We start from the raw sequence: 21,240 nt of genomic DNA on the forward strand, positions 1-21,240 counted from the left end.
GTGTCAGGCCACGATGCTGTTGGACAGGATGCCGATGCCTTCGATCTCGGCTGTGACGCGATCCCCCTTGAGCAGGAAGCGCGGCGGCGTCATCGCATAGCCGACCCCGGATGGAGTTCCGGTGGCGATCACGTCTCCGGGTTCCAGCGTGAGACCGCGCGTCAGATGTTCGATGATGGCCGGGATATCGAAAATCATGCGGCTGGTGCGGCTGTCCTGACGTACCTCGCCATTGACGGTGCTGAAGATCCTGATGTCGGCAACATTCGGCAGGGCGGACGCATGGACCACAACCGGCCCGAACGGGCAGGAGCGATCGAGGCCTTTGCCTTTGAACCACTGGCCGTAACGGCGTTGCATGTCGCGGCCGGTGATATCGTTGATGATCGAATAGCCGAACACATGATCGAAGGCGTTCTGCGCGGAAATGTTGCTGCCCGGCTTGCCGATGATGACGGCGAGCTCGACTTCGTAATCGAGCTGTTCGGTGACATTGGCATGCTGCGGAATCGTTTCACCTGAAGCGATCACGGCGGTCGGCGGTTTGGTGAAGAATTCCGGCACGCTCGGCAGCGGCGCGGGCGCCTTGCCCTGCGCGCGCATGCCTTCGTCGATATGGTCCTTGTAATTGCGGCCGACGCAGAAAACGTTCTTCTTCGGCCGCGGGATCGGTGCCATCAGTGTCAGCGATGCCAGCGCAACAAGGTTCGCGACATTCACTGCCGATGCGAGATCACGCACGATGGCGAGCCCGGCTTCGCCGGCTTCGGCGAGATCGCCGACATGGCGCGGCGCGGAGGCGTGGCCGGCTGCCGGCCAGGCCTTTGTCAGATCGAGAACATTGTCATCGATCAAGAGGCCGAGATGCGATCCGTCGGCGGCTGCAAAAGTGAGGAAGATCATGGTGTGGTCTCATTCTGTTCGTGGAGGGTCGAATTCTTTCAATGACGCCGCTGCCTGGTCGCGCAGCAAACGGACATGCCGTCGTGCGAGCATTTCCGCGCGGTCGGGATCGCGCTGCGCGATCGCGTCGATGATGTCGTGGTGCTCATGAAACGATTGCGAGCCGCGATTGAGACGCTCGATGAAGCGCAGTCCCGCCATTTTCAGATGGCCGAATGAGTCCCATGTTTTGCCGAGCAGGGCGTTGCCGCTTTCTTTGATCATCAGCGCATGAAAGGCGGTGTTGGCAGCGGCATATTCGGCGGGGCGTGCCAGAGCGCCGGCCTCATCGAAATCGGCGAACACGGCCCGCAGGCGGGGCGCGACATCATTCGCACCGTTGAGGGCCACTTCGCGTGCTGCCAGACCTTCCAGCATTTCTCGGATCGACAGCCATTCGAGATATTCCGGCAGCGATGTCGGCATCAGCCGTGCGCCGCGGCGCGGGCGAAACGTGATCAGCCCTTCCTGCTCGAGCCTGCGCATGGCCTCGCGTACGGGAGTCCGGCTGACCCCGAGCTCTGCCGCAAGCTCCTCTTCTCGAAGCCGCAAGGGGGCCGTGAGGCCGGCCGCACGCACCCCCAGTCGAACTTTCAGGGCCGTATAGACTTCGTCTCTCAGATAGGGCCTGGCGGCGATCGGGCTGATGCTCATGAATTTTGTATATGTATACAAAATCGAGAAGTCTATGGTATTTCAATGTTGCGTCGCAGCGATTGTACCGAATGTGAGTGACTTGGATGATCCGTAACTGGGGCTGACAGATCTTTCGCCGGGCGCAGATGGCCGCTTTGCCGTCGTATCAGTATGGTCTCTGGCCTCTCGCTCGGTCCCGGGTTGATGGGGCCAAACGATCTACCCGGAGCTTCCGATGAGCGACATAGTCGTCGACGATATCGTTGTTCTGCTGCCGCCCCTGCTGCAGTCGCTCGAGGCGTTGCAATTCGTTGCGCGCAATCTGCATCCGCCGACTTTCGGTGCCGTCATGGAAGCGGTGGGCGAGCCCGATCAGGCGCTCAAGGCGGTGCGCGCAGAGCTCAACGCATGGCCGGATGATTTTAGCGATCTGCGGGCACATCTCGATGCGGCGAGTGACGCGGCGCTAACAGCCTTTACCGGCCTGCGCGCCGCCCAGCAGCCCGGCGGCGATCTTCCGATGGTGTTTCGCGCGTTACGCCACGCCACGCGCGCGCAGGAATCGCTTTATGCCACGGTGGCGCGGCTGCCGCCGGTGAGTACGTTCTTTCTTCCGCCTGACATGCGCGAGAACACGGCATTGCTTGAACGATTGGCCTCGCCCTCGGTAGAGAACACCGGCGTCATTCATGATGGTGAGCCCGGACGTCGCGGCGGTTTCTCGATGTATGTGCCGGAAACCTACACGCCGGATCGTGCCTGGCCGCTGGTGATGGCGTTGCATGGTGGCAGCGGCAACGGCCGGGCTTTTTTGTGGAGCTGGCTCGCCGATGCGCGCAGCTCTGGCGCGATCGTCATCGCGCCGACGGCGATCGGCAGCACCTGGGCGCTGATGGGCGACGATGCCGATACGCCGAATCTTTCGCGCATTCTCGATCTGGTGCAGTCGCGCTGGCATATCGATCCCGCGCAATTGCTGCTGACCGGCATGAGCGATGGCGGCACCTTCTGCTATGTCAGCGGCCTTCGTGCGGAGTCGCCCTTCACCCATCTGGCGCCGGTGGCCTCGACCTTCCATCCGCTGATGGCGCAGTTTGCCGATGCAGATCGCCTGCGCGGCCTGCCGATCCATCTCGTCCATGGCCGTCTCGACTGGATGTTTCCGGTGCAGACCGCGCGCGATGCACAGCAGGCGCTCATGATCGCTGGCGCCGATGTCACCTATCGCGAGATCGACGATCTCAGCCACTGCTATCCACGCGAGGTCAATGCGGTGCTGCTGGCGTGGCTCGCGCAACGTCCCCGTGCGTAACCAAACGCCGCAGGGCCGCTAAGTTCACAGGCTGGACTTCCACGTCCGCGATCGGTTCTTATATGGCGGAGGCTACCCTTTACGGACAAAGGAGATTTTGCATGCCTTCACTGACCGAGTGGAAAGTGCCCCCGGGCGTGCAGCCGCGTGCTGAGGATTACGGATTCGACCTCGAACAGGCGCTGGAGGCGGTGGTTGGGCTGCATTGCATCATCCCGGAAGATGCTTTCACGGCAGATACGCTCGGAACCGAGCGCGCCGGCAATGGCGTGCTGATCGGTGACGGTCTCATTCTCACCATCGGCTATCTCATCACCGAGGCCGAAACGATCTGGGTGCATCTCGGCGACGGCCGCGTGGTGCAAGGCACGGCGCTGGGCGTCGATCAGGAAAGCGGTTTCGGACTCGTGCAGGCGCTCGGCGAGATCGACATCGCGCCGCTGCCGCTCGGCGAGTCGGCGAGCGCGAAGATCGGCGATCGCGTGGTGGTCGGCGGCGTCGGCGGACGCACGCGGTCCGTGGCCGGGAAGATCGCCGCGACACAGGAATTCGCCGGCTATTGGGAATACCTGCTCGACGACGCGATTTTCACGCATCCGGCGCATCCGAACTGGGGCGGTGCCGCCCTGATCAACGCCAAGGGCGAGTTGATCGGCATTGGCTCGCTACAGATCGAGCGCGAGCACGGCGGCAAGAACGAACATCTCAACATGGTCGTGCCCATCGACCTGCTGAAGCCGGTCCTCGACGATCTCAAGACCTATGGTCGTGCCAACAAGCCGCCGCGGCCGTGGCTCGGGCTGTATGCCGCCGAGGTCGAGGACAAGGTCGTCGTGGTCGGGATCGCCAGAAAGGGACCCGCGGCCCGGGCCGAGCTCAAGACCGGCGACGTGATTCTTGCCGTCAACGGTGAGGAGGTATCCGATTCCGTCGAATTCTATCGCGCACTCTGGGCGCTAGGTCCGGCCGGTGTCGACGTGCCGCTGACGCTCTATCGCGGTGGCGATACATTCGATGTCGAATTGGTATCGACGGACCGCTCCAAGATGCTGAAAGCTCCCCGGCTGCACTAACGCCAGGATACACGCGACGCAATCGCGGCCTTGTCGTAGACATCAGGCGCACCGCAACATGTGCGGTGCGCAGCATCTCGACGCGATCAGTGCGCGTGTCCGCCGCCGGCCGGTGCCGAGGCGCCGACGGCGTTGACGTCGAGTTCGATGTCCACCTTGCCGGCCTTCTCGAACTGCAGCTGCGCCTTCACCTTGTCGCCCTTGGCGAACGGCTTGGCGAGATCCATCAGCATCAGGTGATAGCCGCCGGGCTCGAGCTTCACGGTGGCGCCGGGCTTGATCTCGAGCCCCTCATTGAGCGGACGCATCTTCATCACGCCATCGGTCACGCTCATCTCATGCACTTCGATGCGGCTGCCGCCGGTGAATGTGCCACCGAGCAGCTTGTCGCTGGTCTTGCCGTTGTTGGTGATGGTGAGATAGCCACCGGCCACCTTGGCCGCGGGCGGTGTGGCACGCGTCCAGGGTGTCATGATCATCAGGTCGCCCGCATGGACCATGCCGGCCATCTGCGCCATTGCATCATGTGGTGATGCCGCGGCAAGGCGAACGATCGGCGCCGGTGATTTCAGGCTGTGCGGATCCTGCCCCGCAGCCGGAATCTGCGCCCAGTCTTCCGAGCCCTGCTCGCAGGTCTGCAGTGTCGGCACATACAGCGGTGCATCGGCCTTCAATGCGGCCGGCAGATAGGCCGAGAATACGAACTCGTCATAGAAGTCGTTGTCGAGCTTCCCGGTCCAGGTGATTTCCTTGACGCCCTCCGACGCCTTCATGCCGTGCATGAAATCGTAGGACTGTGCATAGGCGCCTTTCTTCACGGCGATGGTCCAGCCCGGCTTCGGCATCGGCTTCACCGCGATCATCCCTTCCGGAATCTGCACGGTGATTTTCGTCGTCGGCGAGGCGCCGCAGCCATGCGGCACGGCGAGCACTGCGCGATAGGAGCCGCCGACCGTGGCCGGCCCGCTCTGCACAAAGACATGGGCATAAGCGGGCGATGCCACTGCACCGAGCGCAGTGATAAGCAACAGCATGGAGCGGTTGGTCATGGAACGTCCTTTCGTGGATTGAAACATAGCGGAATTCGTCATCTTCACCACCTCGCCTTGACGCCGGCATAGATGGCGCGGCCGGTGCCGGGTTCGAACAGCGGCGATGTCGCCGTGGCCTGATTGAGAATGCTGGCGGAGGCGATGTAGCGGGTGTCGAGCACGTTGCGTGCTTCGATATAGCCCGAATATGTGCCGCCATTATCGACGCCGGCTTTCAGGCCGAGCAGCGCATAGGGTTCGGTCTTCAGCGTATTGGCGCTGTCGACATAGTAAGCTTCCGGCACCCATTCGAGATTGGGGCCGAGATAGAACCCGTTGGCATGTTTGTAGAGCAATTCCGCGCGCAGATAGTGCCGCGGCGCGCCCGGCAGCAGGTTGTTGCCGAAAGTCGCGTCATTGTCGAAGCGGAAGTCGTTGAACGTGTAGGCCATGTTGAGCCAGAGCTTGTCTGGCTGTGGACCTGCGTCGAACATGCCCTTGAACACGGCGATGCCGAGACCGGCCTCGATGCCCTGATGGATGGTGCGATCCGCATTGGTGACGTTGCAATTGCCGAAGGCGCTGTAAATACATTGCAATTCGTCGGTAATGTTAGCGCGATAGCCCGTCAATTCCCATGTCAGGTCTGGCCGTCGTCCACGGGTGCCGATTTCATAGGTCGTCGCACGCTGTGGCCGGATGCTGGTGAAGGGAATCGTCGGGATGCCCGGGCCGTTCGAACTCTCGCCGAAGCTCGGGACTTCGGCACTGCGCGAGATATTCGCGTAAGCCTGCCAGGTCGGATCGATATTCCAGAGCAATCCGCCTTTCGGACTCCACAGGTTGAATTCGGTGGCGCCCGATTGGTCGCCATCGCTCAGGAAACGATCCTGCCGATTGCGCGTGGCGTAGAGGAACTGCGTGCCACCAATCACCGCGACAGTCGGCAGAACGTAAAGTGAGTTTTCGACATAGACCGACGTGTTCTTCGAGCGGTCGATCGAGGACGACGCCAGCGCGCCCTTCTGGCCCGCGACATTGACATACTGGTTGTTGTCGATCCTGCCGTTGATCACATTGACGCCGGCGACAAACACGTTGCGATAGCCGCCGATATTGCGGTCGTCGGTTACTTTCGCGAAGCCGCCATAATCCTGATAGCTGTAATCCAGATACTGGAAGATCGGATGCATCAGGTGCCGATCGACGCCGAAGACGCCAAAGTCGATCGTAGTATTGTCGAGCCGGATGGTGGTCTTGTTGGCGAGGCGCACCGTGTCGATATTGCGCTGCTGATCACCGGTGAGGTTACTGGCCGCGGCGGTGGTCGGCGAATTCAGCGCGCTGTCTTTGCTGACCGAGCCGGGAATGCGCTGCCGCACGCTGTTGGCGTTGAGATAGAAGCGGGTCTCGAAATCCGGTGAGAACTGGTAGCCGACATTGCCGCTGACCCGCGTGGCCTCGCCATTGCTGTGATCGCGGAAGCCATCGGCGGACTGCGTCGAGGCCGTGATGAAACCGTCCCACGGACCATTGGCGCCGCCGGTGTTGGCTTGCAGGCGGCGGAAGCCGAAAGCACCCATGTCGACCGACGCGCCGTTCGGAAAAGGATCGCGGCCAGTGGGTGTCACGAAATTGATCGCGCCGCCGAGCGAATTGGCGCCGAAGCGCAATGCGTTGCCGCCCTTGAACACCTCGACATATTTATAGGCGGTCGGGTCGATCTCCTGGAAATCGCCATAGCCGTCGGCGGTGTTGATCGGGATGCCGTCCATATAGAGCTGCACGCCGCGCAGATGGAAATTGCGCGACAGGCTCGAACCGCGGATCGACAGCCGGGTGTCGTCGCCCCATTTCGGCTGCGCGAATACGCCCGGTACGTAGTCGAGGATGTCCTTGATGGTGTTCGACGGCGTCGATGTTCGCCACGCATCCGCCGTCACCAGCGCGACGCCGCCGGGTGTCTGCTGGATCTCGCGGAGTGCCTGCTGCGCGGTGAGCACCGTAAGGGCCCCTGGGACGGTCGGGGCCTGCGCGCCGACAGATGCTGGCGTTGCCGCAGGGGTGCTGCGGGCCGTGCGGGCGTTTGGCGCCGCGTTGCGAGGCTTGCGCGAGGCGACAGTGCGCTGCTGCGCGGGTGCATCGACGGTAACCGCCGGAAGCGATGTTGAAAGGGCCGATTGGGCCGACACCGCGCCTGGAATGAGCGCGGCCGCGGATGCGAGCAGGACGCTGCGCAGCCGCATGGAAACGGATAGCATGGGGAAAACTCCACCGGGATTGAACTGAGCAACGCGCGCGCTGATGCGCGGCGTCTGACGGCGTGGAACGTCAGCTCAGGCGCGGTGGCGCGCGGGCCCGGTGGTCGGAGGTTGCGGCGGTCGCGACGATGCGATCGTCGAGGGCAGCTACGGGAGCGATCGCGATGGCGATGCGCGAGACGAGGAAAGTAGCGGAGGCAGGCGGAGCGCCCGGCGCATGGGTGCCGACGCAGATCGGGCAATGCACCGCTGGAGCGCCTGACGTCTTGCCGGTGTCATCAGGGGATGCGGCAAGGTCGGGATGGGTGAGGCAGAGCTCGAAGCCTGCGGCCTGCGCAGTCGGCGAGATCGCGGCGAGCAACAGGCTGGACAGCACGACATTGAGCACAAGCGCATAGGCAGCGGCCAAAGATGCCACGGCCCCAAACCAGCGTTTGCGCGAAACATGTGTCACGGGAACGATCCTCGCCTCCCGATTAACACGGGGGCGGAACCTGTCAAAGCCGTTCGTGGAGCGAAGTTACCCGAAATCTAGAGAACGACGATGCCGGAATGCTTGGCCTTGTCGTCGGGTTCGACATGGATGGTGATCAGAGCCTCGCCGATCTCCTGGCGGATCGCGGTCTCGAGCTTGTCGCAAATGTCGTGCGCGGCGCTCACGGTGGTCGATCCTGCCACCACCAGATGGAAATCGATAAAGGTCATGCTGCCGGCGCGGCGGGTGCGCAGGTCGTGAGCCTCGATGGCGCCGTCGGCATGGGCCGATATGGTCTGCTTGATGCTCGCGAGCATGGCTGGCGGGATGGCCTCATCCATCAATCCGCTGAGCGATTCTTTCATCAGGCCCCAACCGGCCCACAGGATGTTGAGCGCGACGAGCGCCGCAAGGATCGGATCGAGAATGGCGATGCCCGACAGTGCTGCTACTCCGACGCCGCCGAGAACGCCGATTGAAGAATACACGTCGGACAATAGATGGCGGCCGTCCGCTGCGAGAGCTGGCGAGCGGTGAAGGCGACCTTGCCGGATCAGCACCCATGCCCAACCGGCATTGATGATACTCGCCGCTCCGTTGAGGAGCAGCCCGACCCAGGGCGCTTCGACGAGGCGCGGCACCAGATAGCCTTGATAGGCTTCACGCAGGATCAGGATGGCGGCGAGCACGATCAGCACGCCTTCGAGCACGGCCGAGAAATATTCAGCTTTATGATGCCCGTAGGGATGATCGTCGTCTGCCGGTTTCGCGCTCAGCGTGGTCGCAAGCAAAACGACGATGGCTGTCACGACATTGACGATGCTTTCAATCGCATCGGACAGCAGTGCGACGCTGCCGGTCAGATGATAGGCGGCGTATTTCATACCGAGGACCAGCAGGCCAACGGCAATGCTGCCTTGCGCAAGACTGCGAACGCTTGTCATCTGAAAATCTCGTTGGGGTAACGCGAAGTCTCACGCGGCTGTGTGCTCTAATATGCCGATCACAACGATGCAAGCCGTGAAATCCAGCTGCAAGTGCTTCGCATTATAAGGCGCGTGGACTTCATCGAGCAGGTCGTCCTCCCAATGGACATGATATCGATCTCGTCATGCGCGTGGCATTTGTAGCGGTCGTCCGCGCATTGATAGTTGCGGGACGACATCGTGCTGGATCGTGTCGTCATGGCGCGGTTCTCAATGTCGTCGGCCTCAACAAGCCCGGAGGGACCATGGTGGAGCGCTTCGGCGCGCGTCGGCGGGCATCGCGGCGGCGGCGGTTCCATGGGCAGGTTTGCGCGCGCCGGCCGACCCTCAAAGGCGATCGATCAACCTGAGGTTATTCGTGAGCCTGCGCGGCTGTGGCGCGATCACCACAGCGGGGCGCAAAGTGCAGCGCAGAGCTGTTCTATGAGCGAAATGACACGCTGTTGAGCCTGATTTGATCGCTCAGCCCTGTATGAGGTGCGGGTCGTCCGCGTTGGACGCGTTGCAGCAAGGGTTGGGAATGACAGGTTTTGGTGGATCACGCGGGCTGCGCCTTCTGGCGCTTTTGATGTTGCCCGCTGTGCTGGCAGGATGTGCAAGCAGCGGGGGGATGGTGTCGTCCACCGGCTTTGGCGGTCCGTCCGCCAGCTATGCCGAGTTGAATGACGGCGAGCACACGCTGCCGGCCATCGACGTCTCCGGAATCGATTCGGCGATGCTGCGTCAGCGCGTCGCCTACCGCACCAAGGAGCCCGTCGGCACCATCGTGGTCGATACGGCCGCACGGCATCTCTATCTCGTGGAAGGCGATGGCAAGGCGATGCGCTACGGCATCGGCGTCGGCAAGGCCGGCCTCGCTTTTGCCGGCGCTGCTGTGATCAAGCGCAAGGCCGAGTGGCCGCACTGGACCCCGACGGAAAACATGATGAACCGCGAACCCGCGCGCTATCGCAAGATGGCTGGCGGCATGGAGGGCGGCATCGATAATCCGCTCGGGCCGCGCGCGATGTATCTCTATCAGGGCGACCGCGACACCATGTTCCGCATCCATGGCACCACCGAGCCCGAGACCATCGGCCATGCCGTCTCCAGCGGCTGCATCCGGCTGATGAATCAGGACGTCGTCGATCTCTACAATCGCGTGAAGATCGGCAGCCGCGTGGTGGTGATCCAGAGCGGCCGCGCCGAGTCCTAACTCTGTGTCTCAGTAAAATGGGGCGGGCGTTGTTCACGCTCGCCCCATTTTCGTTGATGACATCCCGTCTCAGGCATTCACTCGCGGTATTAGCAAATCGGCGATGCCGATGCGGCGGAACATCTCGGCGCGAACGCGGTCCGCGACACCGTTGACGATCTCGGCGCCATCTTCCGACGGATCGATGTGACTGCGGAACGGGCGCTTGCCGAACGGCAGATCGACCACGCGGACGATCTCTTTTGCCACATCGGCAGCATCCGCATCGGTGGGCTCCAGCGAAGCCAAGCCCTTCAACGCCATATCAGGTACCCCGGCATAGGGACCGTCGTCGTATTCAGCCGCGCGAGCGGTGTCGGCCGGTTTGCCGGAATGTGCGAAGTGGTTGGTCCCCTTGGTGAAGGCGCCGGGCACGATGATCGAGGTTTCGATGCCCCAGCGCGTCAGTTCGCCGGCATAGGAGACTGCAAGCGAATCCATCGCCGCCTTCGCGGCGAAATACGGCGACAGATAGGGTGGTGTGCCGCCGCGTGCGCTGGATGACGATATCCAGACGAGGAGACCTTTGCCCTGCTTGCGCAGTTGCGGCAGCGCTGCGCGATTGACGCGCTGGGTCGACAGAACGTTGATGTCGTAGAGCTGTGCGAATTGCTCCGGCGTGAAGGCTTCTGCGGGCCCGAATGACATGTGCCCGGCATTGTGGATGACGACATCGAGGTGACCGTTGTCGGCGATGATCCGGCCGATGCCGGCATCGGCCGATTCCTGCGAGGCGACGTCGAGTTCGACGCTGCGGAGATCGACTTTGTGCTCAGCGGCATACTTTGCGACGTCGGCGACGGCCGACGCATTGCGGCCGGTGGTCTCACGCATGCTGGCATAAACGGTGTGACCGGCCTCGGCGAGGGCGCGGGCGGTGAGCGCGCCAAAGCCGCTCGATGCGCCGGTGATGACAATAACGTGTTTCATGACACGTATTCCTTTGAATGGTTCTTGAGGGTGTTGGCGTTTGGTTCAGACCAGCCCGCCATTGGCGCGCAGCACCTGGGCGTTGATCCAGCCGCCTTCCGGACCGACCAAGAAGGCAACGACATTGGCGATGTCCTCGGGTGTGCCGAGGCGCTCCATTGGCGTCGCCTTGGCGAAACGCTCGATCAGCTCCGGTGACTTGCCATTGAGGAACAGGTCGGTTGCGGTCGGGCCGGGCGCGATGGCGTTCACGGTAATCGAGCGGCCCCGCATCTCCTTGGCCATGATACCCGTCATGGTTTCGACCGCAGCCTTGGTGGCGGCATAGATGCCGTAGCTCTCGAGCTTGGTGCCAACCACGCCCGTGGAGAAGTTCACGACCCTGCCGCCATCGCGCAGCCGCTTGGCGGCCTCGCGCATGGTGTTGAACGTACCTTTCAGATTGACCGCGATCTGCTGGTCGAACGACGCATCGTCGGCATCGGCGAATTTCGCCAGCTTCATGATACCGGCATTGTTGACCAGTACATCGACGCCGCCGAAGGCTGCTTCCGCTGCATCGAACATCCCGCGCACAGCGGCGGGATCGCTGACATCGGCCTTGGCGGTCAGCGCGCGGCCGCCCGCGGCTTCGATCTTTTGCGCGACCGCCTCGGCCGGCGCGGCATTGCCGGAATAATTGACGATGACCGTGAAGCCGTCGCGGCCCAGCCGCTCCGCGATGGCGGCGCCAATGCCGCGTGAGGCGCCGGTGATAATAGCTACCTTATTGGTTCCGTTTGCCATTTTCGTTCTCCTCGGTGTGGTGAGCAGCGGTGCCGCTCTGATAGGAGAAATCTAGGCCATTCCATTTTCCGGATAATGATGCATTATCTGGCATCACAATTCGGATTTAACGAACAAATAGATGGACCGTTTCGAGACGATGCGGGTGTTCACCCGGGTGGTGGAGCGGCGCAGCTTTACGGCGGCGGCGGCGGATCTCGGCCTGCCGCGTTCGACCGTGACCGATGCCGTCAAGCAGATCGAGGCGCGGCTCGGCGTGCGGTTACTTGAGCGCACCACGCGGCTGGTGCGGCCGACGCTGGACGGCGAGGCCTATCACCGGCGCTGCCTGACGCTGATCGCCGATCTCGAAGACGCCGAAAGCGCGTTCTGCGGCGCCAAGCCGAAAGGGCCGTTGCGGGTGGATATGAATGGCACGCTGGCGCGCAATTTCGTGCTGCCGCATCTGCCGGACTTTCTCGCCGAATATCCTGATATCCAGCTCTATCTCAGCGAGGGCGATCGGTTGGTCGACCTGATCCGTGAAGGCATCGACTGCGTGGTACGTGTCGGCGAGCTTCGCGACAGCGATATGGTGGCGCGGCGGCTGACCATGATGGACGAAGTCACCTGCGCCGCGCCGTCCTATCTCGCGCGCACCGGCGTGCCTTTGTCCATTGATGCGCTCAAAGGTCATCGCATGGTCGGCTATCACTCGTCGGCGACGGGCGCGGTGCTGCCGCTTGAATTTCAGGACGACGGCGCGTTGCGTTATGTCACGTTGCCGGTTGCGATCACGGTGAACAGTGCCGATAACTACGCGGCGATGGCGAAACTCGGCTTCGGTCTGGTGCAGGTGCCGCGTTATCGGGTCAAGAGCGAACTCGCCGGTGGCACGCTGGTGGAGGTATTGCCGCAACATCCGCCGACGCCGTCGCCGGTGTCGTTGCTCTATCCGCGCAACCGCCAGCTCTCGCCGCGGGTGCGCGTGTTCATGGACTGGCTGACGCGTGCTTTTGCGCGCGACCTCATTTAATGAAACCTGCGATGGCTCCTGTTTTTCGCTTCGCGCCCAGCCCCAATGGTTATCTGCATCTCGGCCACGCCGCTTCGGCGCTGCTGAATTTCGATCTGGCGCGCGAGGCCGGTGGCCGGTTGCTGCTGCGGATCGAGGATATCGATGTCACGCGCTGCCGGCCGGAATTCGAGGCGGCGATCTACGAGGATCTCGCCTGGCTCGGTATCGCCTGGGAGATGCCGGTACGGCGACAGTCGCAGCATTTTGCCGACTACCGCGCCGCGACCGAGCGGCTCGCCGCCATGGGATTGCTCTATCCGAGCTTCGAGAGCCGCACCGAGATCGCGCGCATGATCGCGGCCGAAGAAGCGAAAGGCTCATGGCCGCGCGATCCCGATGGTGCGCCTCTCTATCCAGGCATTGCCAGATCGTTGTCGCCGCAGGCCGTCGCCGAACTCAAACAGGCAGATGCCCCGATGGCGCTGCGGCTCGATATGGCCAGAGCCATTGCGGCCAGCGGTCCGCTCACATGGACCGAGCGGGGGGCGGGTCCGGGCGGCGAGACGGGTATCGTTGCTGCGCAGCCGGAAGCCTGGGGCGATGTGATCCTGGCCCGCAAGGAAACACCGACCAGCTATCATCTCTCGGTTGTCCTCGATGATGCGCTGCAGGGGGTGACCCATGTGGAGCGCGGCCAGGATCTGTTCTGGTCGACCAGCGTGCACCGGCTGCTGCAGCAACTGCTCGGCCTGCCGCAACCGGTCTATCGGCACCACCCGCTGGTGCGCGATGGCACCGGCGCAAAACTGTCGAAATCGACCGGCTCCACCAGCCTGCGGGAGTTGCGGGCGCAAGGCGCTACACCGGCGGATATCCGCCGCATGGTCGGGCTGCCTGACCCGGCCGCCGCAAGTTAGCCGCAAGCGCGCCGCAAGAAATTCGCAAGCTGGACCAGACCCGCGGCGTGACTCCGCGCGCCTCGCCGTGGCATGGTGCCGCCGGGACGGGTGGGCAACATATGGCGCTGACATCGCGCTCTCCGCGCAAGATGCGGACGCGCACCAAGCAAACGCTGAAAAAACGCGTGGCCAAGAAGCGTGCGGTAAAGAAGCTTGCATCGAAGCCGCGCGCCAAGCGCAGATCCGCGCGTGCCGATACGATGGTGGAAACCGCGCTGGCGGTGTTTGCCCATGAGGTGCGCACGCCGCTGACCGGCATTCTTGCGGTCAGCGATCTGCTGGCCACCTCCGATCTCGACGAGCGTGAGCGGCGCTGGGTCGAGACGATCAAGGCTGGCGCCGAACATCTGGCGGGTCTCGCGACATTGTTCGTCGATGCGGCGCGCAGCAGCAAATCCAGATTCGAACTGCGGCAGGATTTCTTCGATCTGCGCGCGCTTGCCCGCAACATCGGCGACTCGCTCGCGGGCCGCGCGGCTGCCAAGGGACTGCTGTCGCGGGTCGCGATCTCCGACAGACTGCCGGTGTTTGTGATCGGCGATCCCGTGCGGCTGCGCGCGGCGCTGGAAAATCTGATCGACAATGCGGTGAAATTCACCGAGCAGGGCAATGTCGCGCTGAAAGTTTCGCCCGTGCGCATGGCGGGCAAGGTCGGCGTATCCTTCACCGTCTCCGATAGCGGCATCGGTCTCACGCTGGCGGAGATCAAGCGGCTGTTCAAACCGTTCTCGCAGGCCAATGTGTCGATCGCATCGCGTTTTGGCGGTGCCGGCCTCGGTCTGTCGTCGGTCAAACAACTCGCCCGCGCCATGGGTGGCGACATCACTGTAGCGCAGAGCCGCGGTGGTGGGACAGTGTTCACGCTGACGGTCGGCCTCGACAAGACGAGTGGTCCGATCGCCATCATGTCGAGCGCCGATGATGCTTCTTTTGCTCCGGGAGATGCGCTGCGGGTGCTGAGCGTCGAGGACAATCCGTTTGGTCGCGTCGTGCTCAATGCCATTCTCACCGAACTCGGTCATCAGGCCGAGTTCATCGGTCGTGGCGAAGCAGCGGCGGAGCGCGTCGCGCAGGGCACGTTCGATGCGGTGCTCATGGACATGGTGCTGCCGGGTATCGACGGCGTCGAGGCGATCCGGCAGATCCGTGCGCTGAAGGCGCCGCATGGCCGCGTCGCGATCATTGGGGTGTCCGGTCGCAGTGAAGATGAAGCCGCATCGCGTCAGGCGGGCGCCGACGCGTTTCTGATCAAACCGGTGTCTCCGCGGGCGCTAGCGACTGCGCTGCTTGAAGCGAGACGCCGTGGGGCAGCCGCGACTTGATGATGGCGGCATTGAGTTCGCCGCCAAACACGAAGATCGCCGCAATGAAGTACAGAAACACCAGCGCGATGATCACCGATGCCAGGCCGGCATACATGGTGACATAGTTGTTGGCGAAGCGCGCCAGATAAAGACCGAAGCCGATACCCGAGGCCAGCGACGCCAGCATCGTGAAGATGATGCCCGGCAGGATCTGACTGAAGGTGCGGCGGCCTGCCGGCAGCCACACATGCAGGATGAACAATGCGATCACCATGGCGACGATGGTGATGCCGTAACGCGCCACCGTCAGCAGCCGCTCGTTGTTCTCGACCATCAGCGGCACATAGCGCCGTACGATTTCCAGCATCAGCGGGCCGAGCACGATCAGGAACGCCATGGCCAGCGCAGTGACGGCAGCGACCAGCGTGTAGCCGATCGACTCCAGCCGCAGCCAGTACCAGCGTCGCAGCTCGATCACCGAGTATGCGCGGTTCAGCGCGACGCGCAGGCTCTCGACTCCGTTGGAGGCGAAATACACTGCGAGCACGAGACCGATGGTCAGCGCATCGCCGCGGGTGGTGGTCAGCACGTCGTGGATCTGCGAGGACAGGGCGCCGGCCACCTGATCGGGCCAGACCTCCAGCAGCAGGCCGACGGCCTGATCGGCGAGATTCTTGGAGCCGAAAAAGCCGGCCAGCGAGGCCAGCACGATCAGGAACGGAAACAGCGCCATCAGGGTGGAGAGGGCGATATGGCTGGCGATCGCCCAGCCGTCATCGGCAAGAAACGTATAGAAGGCGTCCATCACAACATCGTAGACGGTGCGTATCTGCCCCACGTGCCACCTGGTCCGGGATCGGCCCGGCAAATCACCGGCCCTCATGTTAGCTTCTGATATCTAACGCGAAAAAGCCAGATCGTTGCATTGCGGCGCGCGCGTAACCGCTGTGTCATTTTGACGACTGACGATAGCGCAGCCTGTGACGCAGTGTTATGTAGCTGATATGACGTCAACGCTCAGCAATATTATCCTCCCCATCGCGGTCGGCGCCGTTGCGCTGGTCCTGCTGCTTGGCCTGTTCAACATGATGCGCGGCGGCTCGCCGGATCGCTCGCAGAAGCTGATGCGGTGGCGCGTGGTGCTACAATTCGTCGCCATTATGCTCACTATGGCCACCGTCTGGGCGATGGGCCGCTGACGCAAATTCCTTAACTGGCGCTGGATCAATTCGATGGTCGTTCTCAACCGCATCTACACCCGCACCGGCGATGACGGCACGACGGCCCTCGGCACCGGCGAACGTCGGCCGAAATACGATCTCCGCGTCAGCGCCTATGGAACCGTGGATGAGACCAATGCCGCGATCGGCGTGGTGCGACTGCATCTCGCTCATGCGCGGTCCCTAGATGCGATGCTCGGGCTGATCCAGAACGATCTGTTCGATCTCGGGGCCGATCTCGCGGTTCCGCAGCGCGAGGGCAAGGCCGAGCGGCTGCGCCTGCTGGCGAGTCAGGTCGAGCGGTTGGAGAATGATATTGACATGCTCAACGCGCCGCTGGCCGATCTGACCTCGTTTGTTTTGCCTGGCGGAACTCCTGCCGCCGCTCACCTTCATGTCGCCCGGACGATCTGCCGCCGTGCGGAACGGATCATGGTGGAACTCGCCGCCCAGCCCGATGAGCCGGTCTCCGACGCTGGTATCCAGTATATGAACCGGCTGTCGGACTTCCTGTTCGTCGCCAGCCGCTCGCAGAACGACAATGGCGCCGGCGACGTGCTCTGGGTGCCCGGCCAGAACCGGTAATTTCGGCTAAATCGGCGGGCCTAGAGACATTCGATTTTCGGGTCTGGCGCGTTGACCCCGTGTGGCAGGGGCTTTAGGTTCCGCGCCCAAGCTTCCGAGCAAGCTCTGAAACAATAAAACTCACACGAAAGAGGATCGATGAAGGTTCTGGTCGCGGTCAAACGGGTGGTCGATTACAACGTCAAGGTTCGCGTCAAGAGCGACGGATCGGGCGTCGAACTGTCCAACGTCAAGATGTCGATGAATCCGTTCGACGAAATCGCTGTCGAGGAAGCCCTGCGCCTGAAAGAGGCCGGCAAGGCAACCGAGGTGGTCGTGGTCTCGATCGGTCCCGCACAGGCGTCCGAAACCCTCCGCACCGGCCTCGCGATGGGCGCCGACCGTGGCATCCTCGTCAAGGTTGAAGGCACCGTCGAGCCGCTCGCCGTGGCGAAGATCCTCAAGGCCGTCGCCGATGAGGAAAAGCCCGGCCTGGTGATCCTCGGCAAGCAGGCGATCGACGACGACGCCAACCAGACCGGCCAGATGCTGGCCGCGCTGCTCGGCTGGCCGCAGGCGACTTTCGCCAACAAGCTGGTTGTCGAAGGCGACGACGTCACCGTGACCCGTGAAGTCGATGGCGGTCTGCAAACCGTCAAGCTCAAGGGACCGGCAATTGTCACCACCGATCTTCGTCTGAACGAGCCGCGCTACGCGTCGCTGCCGAACATCATGAAGGCAAAGAAGAAGCCGATCGACGAGAAGACCGCCGATGGTTACGGCGTCGATATCTCTCCGCGTCTCGAGATCATCAAGACCAGCGAACCGGGCGGCCGCAAGGCCGGCGTCAAGGTCAAGGACGTCGCCGAACTGGTATCGAAACTCAAGACTGAAGCCGGGGTGCTCTAATGCCGACATTGCTGCTTGCCGATCACGACAACGCCACCCTGAAGGATTCCACCAACAAGGCGCTCACCGCCGCCACCCAGATCGGCGGCGAGGTGCATATCCTCGTTGCCGGCCAGAATGCGAAGCCGGCCGCGGAAGCTGCCGCTAAGCTGCAGGGCGTCACCAAGGTGCTGCTCGCCGACGACGCGTCCTATGCCCACGACCTCGCCGAGCCGCTGGCCGCGCTGATCGTGTCGCTGGCCCCTGCCTATGACGTGCTGATCGCCGCTGCGACCACGCGCTCGAAGAATGTGATGCCGCGCGTCGCCGCTCTGCTCGACGTGATGCAGGTGTCGGAAATCACCAAGGTGATTGCGCCCGACACCTATGAGCGTCCGATCTATGCCGGTAACGCGATCCAGACCGTAAAGTCCAAGGACGCCAAGAAGGTCATTACGGTGCGTACCTCGACCTTCGGTGCAGCCGGTGAAGGCGGCAGCGCGGCGGTGGAAGACGCCAAGACGGCCGAGAATCCCGGTCTGTCGACCTTCGTCGGCGAGGACATGGCCAAGAGCGATCGTCCGGAACTGACCTCGGCGAAGATCATCGTGTCCGGTGGCCGTGCCATGCAGAGCCGCGAGAACTTTGCCAAATACATCGAGCCGCTCGCCGACAAGCTCGGCGCCGGTGTCGGCGCCTCGCGCGCCGCGGTGGATGCCGGTTATGCCCCGAACGACTGGCAGGTCGGCCAGACCGGCAAGGTCGTGGCTCCGGAGCTGTATATCGCCATCGGCATTTCCGGCGCGATCCAGCATCTCGCCGGTATGAAGGACTCCAAGGTGATCGTCGCGATCAACAAGGACGAAGACGCGCCGATCTTCCAGGTCGCCGATTATGGCCTGGTCGCCGACCTCTACCAGGCCGTGCCGGAGCTGACCGAAGCACTCGGCAAGTAGAGGCCCGGCAGGCAAGGATTTGGCAAATAAGGCCTTGCTGAACTAGGGCTTTGCGCCTCAATTAACGACATCGGCCGGAGTGACTGACTCCGGCCGATATTTTATGTAAAGATAGCTTTCCGAACGCGGCATGCGCGGGCGGCGTGTTCCCAGAGATGACAAGCAAGATGGCGGTTATGATCAAGAAAGTCGGCGTGATCGGCTCGGGCCAGATGGGCAATGGCATTGCGCATGTGGCTGCATTGGGCGGCCTCGAAGTTGTGCTGAACGATGTCTCTGCCGACCGCCTGAAGTCTGCCATGGCGACGATCAACGGCAACCTGTCGCGTCAGGTGTCGAAGAAGGTCATCACCGAGGATGCACGCAAGGCCGCGCTGGATCGCATCACCTCGTCGGACACGATGGACGGCCTTGCCGATTGCGATCTCGTGATCGAATCCGCTGTCGAGAAGGAAGAGATCAAGCGCAAGATCTTCCACGATCTCTGCGCTGTGCTGAAGCCGGAGGCAATCATCGCCTCCAACACATCGTCGATCTCGATCACGCGCCTCGCCGCGTCGACCGACCGTCCCGAGAAGTTCATCGGCATTCACTTCATGAATCCGGTGCCGTTGATGGAGCTGGTCGAACTGATCCGCGGCATTGCTACCGATGACGCGACCTTCGATGCGTCCAAGGACTTCGTCACGAGGCTCGGCAAGCAGATCGCCGTTTCGGAAGATTTCCCGGCCTTCATCGTCAACCGCATTCTGTTGCCGATGATCAACGAGGCGATCTACACGCTGTATGAAGGCGTCGGCAATGTCGAAGCCATCGATGCTGCGATGAAGCTCGGTGCGCATCACCCGATGGGCCCGCTCGAACTCGCCGATTTCATCGGCCTCGATACGTGCCTGTCGATCATGCAGGTGCTGCATGAAGGCCTTGCCGACTCCAAGTATCGGCCGTGCCCGCTGCTGGTGAAATATGTCGAAGCCGGCTGGCTCGGTCGCAAGACCCAGCGCGGTTTCTACGACTACCGCGGCGAGAAGCCGATCCCGACGCGCTAAGTTTTGCGCGCCGTCCTTTAGAGTAAGACTTCGTCATGGCCGGGCTTGTCCCGGCCATCCACGTTTTTGTGGCCAGCGAAATAAGACGTGGATGCCCGCGACATCCAGCGAAGCCGCGCCTCGCGCGGGCATGACGGAGCGCCTGGCTAGATGAGAGCCCGCATCAAGCTCACCGTCGCCGGCACTAGACTGATAATCGTCGCCATGCCCATGCCGACTCCGCACAGATGCGCCATCAATGTCTCGCGCTGCGTAATCATGTCACGTACTGCGCCACGCCGTTGCCGAACGACCAGTTCTCGGGCAGCACCTCGACGAGGTTGATGAAGACGTCTTCGGGCCGCAGGCCCGGTCTGTCAGTCAGCTTCTCGACGATCCGTTTGTAGAGCGCCTGCTTCTGCTCACGCGGGCGGGTGTTACTCACCGTCAACTGGATGATGACGAGGTCATCGGTCCGGCGAATGCCGAGATAATTCGGATCATAGATGAAAGTGCCATCCTCGTGCTCCGAGATGGTGACGAAACGGTCGCCCTCCGGGACGTTGAAGGTCTCGCGCAGCGCCTGATAGACGCCGTCGGCGATCGCCTCCCGATAGGCGGCGGGCTTGCCCTTCTTCAGTGAAATGCGAACCAGCGGCATGGTGGTCTCCTGTCGTTCAAATCCGATGCAGCAAACCTAATCCCATATTGATCATTGGAAAATCGTATGAAATAATATTTCAATGATGTCATATTGAAATGATTGGCCAATGAAAGCGCTCGATATCGAGGCCGTGCAGGCCTTCGTGCTGGTGGCCGATCTCACCAGCTTCACCCGCGCCGCAGAGGCGATGGGAAGCACGCAGTCGGCGATCAGCCTAAAGATCAAGCGGCTGGAAAGCGGGCTGGGTAAGCGCCTGCTGGAGCGAACGCCGCGGCTGGTGCGCCTGTCGGCGGAGGGGGCGGCTTTTCTGGCCTCCGCCCGAAATCTCGTCGCGGCGCATCAGTCGGCCATTGGCTCATTCGCTGCGGAGCGGCGGCGTCTCGTGGTCGGGATCAGCCATCATCTCGTCGGCGCTGATCTTGCCGACGTGTTGAAACGCATGAGCGCGACCGATCCGTCCCTGGTGATCGAATTGCGGATCGAGTCATCGCGGGTCCTGCTGTCAGCCTATGACGCTGGCGATCTCGACGCGGCGATCGTGTTGCGGATCGACAGGCGACGTGGTGACGGTGAGGTCTTGATGGAAGAACCATTTGGCTGGATGGGCACACTGGATTTTCGGCACGCGCCAGGTGAGCCGCTGCGACTCGCGGCGCAGTCCGCGCCATGTACGGTCCGTTCGGCGGCGATTGCGGCGCTCGATGGGGCTGGTATTCCGTGGACCGAAGCCTTCGTTGGCGGCGGTGTTGCGACCATCGGCGCGGCGATTTCCGCCGGTCTCGCCGTTGGTGCGCTGGTCCGCCGTGTTGCTCCCGCCGGCAGCATCGATCTCGGCCCGCGCCTCGGTCTGCCGAAATTGCAGGATGCCGAGACGATGCTGCATTCGAGCCTCACCGATGCACGGGCGCGCGGCGCGCTGCGCACGCTGGGTGCGGCATTCCGAGCGAATGCCGGCTGATTGTTGCACGAGGTCAACATTCGTTAACCCCGCATC

General features: G+C 62.6%; 22 protein-coding genes. 12 read left to right on the forward strand and 10 right to left on the reverse strand.

Going from position 1 to position 21,240, the window contains the following annotated elements; translation table 11 throughout:
• Positions 1-3: 3 nt before the first annotated feature.
• Complete coding sequence (locus tag AB7951_RS01500) at positions 4-903, reverse strand: fumarylacetoacetate hydrolase family protein (protein WP_120287260.1); 900 nt, start codon at positions 901-903, stop codon at positions 4-6.
• A gap of 9 nt (positions 904-912) precedes the next feature.
• Positions 913-1,596 (reverse strand): GntR family transcriptional regulator, encoded by a 684-nt coding sequence (locus AB7951_RS01505; RefSeq protein WP_120287259.1) that lies wholly within the window; start codon positions 1,594-1,596, stop codon positions 913-915.
• A gap of 217 nt (positions 1,597-1,813) precedes the next feature.
• Between AB7951_RS01505 and AB7951_RS01510 the strand changes: the two genes are divergently transcribed.
• The gene (locus AB7951_RS01510; RefSeq protein WP_120287258.1) at positions 1,814-2,890 is read left to right on the forward strand and encodes a phospholipase; all 1,077 of its coding nucleotides are present in this window, start codon (positions 1,814-1,816) and stop codon (positions 2,888-2,890) included.
• Positions 2,891-2,991: 101 nt separating this feature from the next.
• Positions 2,992-3,963 carry a S1C family serine protease gene (locus AB7951_RS01515; RefSeq protein WP_120287257.1) on the forward strand — a complete coding sequence of 324 codons (972 nt, stop codon included), beginning with the start codon at positions 2,992-2,994 and terminating at the stop codon, positions 3,961-3,963.
• A gap of 86 nt (positions 3,964-4,049) precedes the next feature.
• On the opposite strand, the gene AB7951_RS01520 is transcribed toward AB7951_RS01515, so the two are convergent.
• From AB7951_RS01520 to AB7951_RS01535, 4 genes are all read right to left on the reverse strand, one after another.
• A complete protein-coding gene (locus AB7951_RS01520) occupies positions 4,050-5,012 on the reverse strand; it encodes a DUF1775 domain-containing protein (RefSeq protein WP_120287256.1) in 963 nt (320 codons plus the stop codon).
• A 44-nt stretch (positions 5,013-5,056) separates the two neighbouring features.
• Positions 5,057-7,255, reverse strand: a complete 2,199-nt coding sequence (locus AB7951_RS01525) for a TonB-dependent receptor domain-containing protein (RefSeq protein ID WP_120287255.1) — start codon at positions 7,253-7,255, stop codon at positions 5,057-5,059.
• Positions 7,256-7,325: 70 nt separating this feature from the next.
• A complete protein-coding gene (locus tag AB7951_RS01530; RefSeq protein WP_147421571.1) occupies positions 7,326-7,709 on the reverse strand; it encodes a DUF2946 family protein in 384 nt (127 codons plus the stop codon).
• A gap of 77 nt (positions 7,710-7,786) precedes the next feature.
• Positions 7,787-8,674: a cation diffusion facilitator family transporter gene (locus AB7951_RS01535; protein WP_120287253.1), complete on the reverse strand. Its 888-nt coding sequence runs from the start codon at positions 8,672-8,674 to the stop codon at positions 7,787-7,789.
• Between the two features lie 652 nt (positions 8,675-9,326).
• Between AB7951_RS01535 and AB7951_RS01540 the strand changes: the two genes are divergently transcribed.
• Positions 9,327-9,911: a L,D-transpeptidase gene (locus tag AB7951_RS01540; protein WP_244528025.1), complete on the forward strand. Its 585-nt coding sequence runs from the start codon at positions 9,327-9,329 to the stop codon at positions 9,909-9,911.
• A gap of 69 nt (positions 9,912-9,980) precedes the next feature.
• Here AB7951_RS01540 and AB7951_RS01545 read toward each other — a convergent pair whose 3' ends face one another.
• Positions 9,981-10,880 carry an SDR family oxidoreductase gene (locus AB7951_RS01545; protein ID WP_120287252.1) on the reverse strand — a complete coding sequence of 300 codons (900 nt, stop codon included), beginning with the start codon at positions 10,878-10,880 and terminating at the stop codon, positions 9,981-9,983.
• Between the two features lie 45 nt (positions 10,881-10,925).
• Positions 10,926-11,666 (reverse strand): SDR family oxidoreductase, encoded by a 741-nt coding sequence (locus AB7951_RS01550; protein WP_120287251.1) that lies wholly within the window; start codon positions 11,664-11,666, stop codon positions 10,926-10,928.
• 121 nt (positions 11,667-11,787) lie between these two features.
• Here AB7951_RS01550 and AB7951_RS01555 point away from each other — a divergent pair, with 121 nt between their 5' ends.
• From AB7951_RS01555 to AB7951_RS01565, 3 genes are all read left to right on the forward strand, one after another.
• The gene (locus AB7951_RS01555; RefSeq protein WP_093757408.1) at positions 11,788-12,681 is read left to right on the forward strand and encodes a LysR family transcriptional regulator; all 894 of its coding nucleotides are present in this window, start codon (positions 11,788-11,790) and stop codon (positions 12,679-12,681) included.
• Between the two features lie 11 nt (positions 12,682-12,692).
• Positions 12,693-13,580: a tRNA glutamyl-Q(34) synthetase GluQRS gene (gene gluQRS / locus AB7951_RS01560; protein WP_120288024.1), complete on the forward strand. Its 888-nt coding sequence runs from the start codon at positions 12,693-12,695 to the stop codon at positions 13,578-13,580.
• A gap of 101 nt (positions 13,581-13,681) precedes the next feature.
• Positions 13,682-14,944 (forward strand): ATP-binding protein, encoded by a 1,263-nt coding sequence (locus AB7951_RS01565; protein WP_120287250.1) that lies wholly within the window; start codon positions 13,682-13,684, stop codon positions 14,942-14,944.
• Here the strand turns inward: AB7951_RS01565 and AB7951_RS01570 are convergent.
• On the reverse strand, positions 14,871-15,731 hold the full coding sequence (locus tag AB7951_RS01570) for a YihY/virulence factor BrkB family protein (protein WP_210269064.1): 861 nt from the start codon (positions 15,729-15,731) through the stop codon (positions 14,871-14,873). The genes AB7951_RS01565 and AB7951_RS01570 overlap by 74 nt on opposite strands.
• 199 nt (positions 15,732-15,930) lie before the next feature.
• Here AB7951_RS01570 and AB7951_RS01575 point away from each other — a divergent pair, with 199 nt between their 5' ends.
• The 5 genes from AB7951_RS01575 (at position 15,931) to AB7951_RS01595 (ending at position 19,603) form a co-directional block, all read left to right on the forward strand.
• On the forward strand, positions 15,931-16,125 hold the full coding sequence (locus tag AB7951_RS01575; RefSeq protein ID WP_439061964.1) for a twin transmembrane helix small protein: 195 nt from the start codon (positions 15,931-15,933) through the stop codon (positions 16,123-16,125).
• A 33-nt stretch (positions 16,126-16,158) separates the two neighbouring features.
• Entirely contained in the window at positions 16,159-16,731 is a 573-nt protein-coding gene (locus tag AB7951_RS01580) for a cob(I)yrinic acid a,c-diamide adenosyltransferase (RefSeq protein WP_068729209.1), read from the forward strand.
• Between the two features lie 138 nt (positions 16,732-16,869).
• Positions 16,870-17,619, forward strand: coding sequence for an electron transfer flavoprotein subunit beta/FixA family protein (locus tag AB7951_RS01585; protein ID WP_089267624.1), 750 nt, complete (start codon positions 16,870-16,872; stop codon positions 17,617-17,619).
• Entirely contained in the window at positions 17,619-18,554 is a 936-nt protein-coding gene (locus AB7951_RS01590) for an electron transfer flavoprotein subunit alpha/FixB family protein (protein WP_089267623.1), read from the forward strand. The genes AB7951_RS01585 and AB7951_RS01590 overlap by 1 nt, the downstream gene beginning before the upstream one ends.
• Positions 18,555-18,721: 167 nt before the next feature.
• On the forward strand, positions 18,722-19,603 hold the full coding sequence (locus tag AB7951_RS01595; RefSeq protein WP_089267834.1) for a 3-hydroxybutyryl-CoA dehydrogenase: 882 nt from the start codon (positions 18,722-18,724) through the stop codon (positions 19,601-19,603).
• Positions 19,604-19,859: 256 nt separating this feature from the next.
• On the opposite strand, the gene AB7951_RS01600 is transcribed toward AB7951_RS01595, so the two are convergent.
• Entirely contained in the window at positions 19,860-20,243 is a 384-nt protein-coding gene (locus AB7951_RS01600) for a tautomerase family protein (RefSeq protein ID WP_315844005.1), read from the reverse strand.
• A gap of 109 nt (positions 20,244-20,352) precedes the next feature.
• Here AB7951_RS01600 and AB7951_RS01605 point away from each other — a divergent pair, with 109 nt between their 5' ends.
• A complete protein-coding gene (locus AB7951_RS01605) occupies positions 20,353-21,204 on the forward strand; it encodes a LysR family transcriptional regulator (RefSeq protein ID WP_089267621.1) in 852 nt (283 codons plus the stop codon).
• The last annotated feature ends 36 nt before the right edge of the window (positions 21,205-21,240 follow it).

Source organism: Tardiphaga sp. 285_C5_N1_2 (genome assembly GCF_052076065.1).
Lineage (GTDB): Bacteria > Pseudomonadota > Alphaproteobacteria > Rhizobiales > Xanthobacteraceae > Tardiphaga > Tardiphaga robiniae.